1 protein-coding gene is annotated in these 1,687 nt (G+C 39.9%); it reads left to right on the top strand.

All coding sequences use genetic code 11. The features are described 5' to 3' along the window. A partial coding sequence (locus F557_RS20415) for an AAA family ATPase (protein WP_019003120.1) occupies positions 1–1,687 on the top strand: 1,687 nt, incomplete at both ends.

The following is a 1,687-nucleotide window of genomic DNA, read 5'->3' as shown; positions in this document are numbered from 1 at the left end:
ATCAGAACCGTGTTTAAGGAGAACAAAGCGGACGTAATGCTTATCACCAGACCGAGACGTTTCGGTAAAACTCTCACCATGTCCACCTTCTATGACTTTCTGTCTCTGAATATCGAAAATCCCGGCGATGTGTCACTTCAGGAAAAATGGTTCAAGGGCACCAAAATTTTTGAGGATAAGGAATTCTGCAGCAAGTACATGGGGAAGTTTCCGGTAATCTTTATTTCCCTGAAGGCAGTTTCCGGTAATGATTTTATCGGAGCCTATGAACAGTTTGGCAGTATTATTTTCAATCTGTACAATTCTTTCAATTATTTGGCAGACAGTCCAAAGCTCAGCGATACGGAAATCAGAACTTTTAAAAACGTGGCTGATAATGAGGATTATATCTGTGATATCAAAAACAAAAATAAAATTAAAAATTCATTAAGCAACCTGCTGATGTTTCTTTATAAACACCACGGAATCAAGCCTATTCTGCTCATTGACGAATATGATGTACCTATCGCCAAGGCGGCCCATAACGGCTATTACAGGGAAATGATTGACATCATCAGTCCGTTCCTGAGCAATGCCTTAAAGACCAATTTGTATCTTGACAGAGCTGTGCTTACCGGATGTTTAAGAGCAGCTAAGGAAAGTATTTTTACAGGGCTTAATAATCTCATGGTCTGCTCGATTCTTGATTCCGGAGATGACGATATATCCCGGGGGATAGGTTTTACCAAAGAAGAGTCCGAAGGAGTTCTTTCATATTACGGTCTTACTGACTATTACGAAGATGTAAGAAACAATTACGACGGGTACCATTTTGGAACAACTCATATGTACTGTCCGTGGGATGTAATGAACTTCTGTAATGACAACTACAGAAAACTGAGTAAAGACAAAAATCTCATTCAGGCCGGCAACTACTGGATAAACACCAGCGGTAATGATGTAATCGAAGAATTCATGGGCTTTATCGAGCCTGAAGACGTTGAGCTGATGCAGGATCTTCTGGATGGTAAATCAATAACTGCGGAAGTAAGAGCCACCCTGTGCTACGGTGATTTGCAGAACCATGACATAAATGATTTCTGGACTCTGCTGCTTTATACCGGGTATCTCACCTTTGATCCTACATACCGTTCATCAAAAAAGAATGAATACAGCCTGTACATTCCTAATGAAGAAATAAGAGACTGTTTCAGAGATAAAATTCTTTCGTTTTTTAAGACCAATTCCGTCATGAAAGCCAGTACCGGTGAACTGGTAAAAGGTTTGTTTGAAGGTGATGCCGAAAAGGTTCAGGACAACCTTAATACGCTCCTTGGCAAATACGTTTCAATCAGAGATTTTTCAGTCAATGCTCCGAAGGAAAACTACTATCACGGCTTCATGAACGGATTACTGGTGAACGGCACGTCATTCATTGAGGAGCATAAGTCCAATTTTGAATCTGGGGATGGTTACGTTGATATCATAATTGCTTCAAAAAACAGTGACACCGTGGCTATTCTGGAACTTAAACAGACTGATAAGCCGTTTGGGGCAAGATTGATTGCTGCTCAAAAAGCAGTGGAACAGATCACTGAAAAAGGATATGCAATAGTTTATATGAATGATCCTCTTGTTCGGAATGTATACGCCTACGGTATCTGTTTTCATAAAAAATCATGTTCAGTCGTTGTTAAGAAAATGAAAT

This window comes from Succinimonas amylolytica DSM 2873, assembly GCF_000378405.1.
GTDB classification, from domain to species: Bacteria; Pseudomonadota; Gammaproteobacteria; order Enterobacterales; family Succinivibrionaceae; genus Succinimonas; species Succinimonas amylolytica.
Note: the sequence above shows the minus strand (reverse complement) of the source record. Positions and strands in the feature narration are given on the sequence as shown.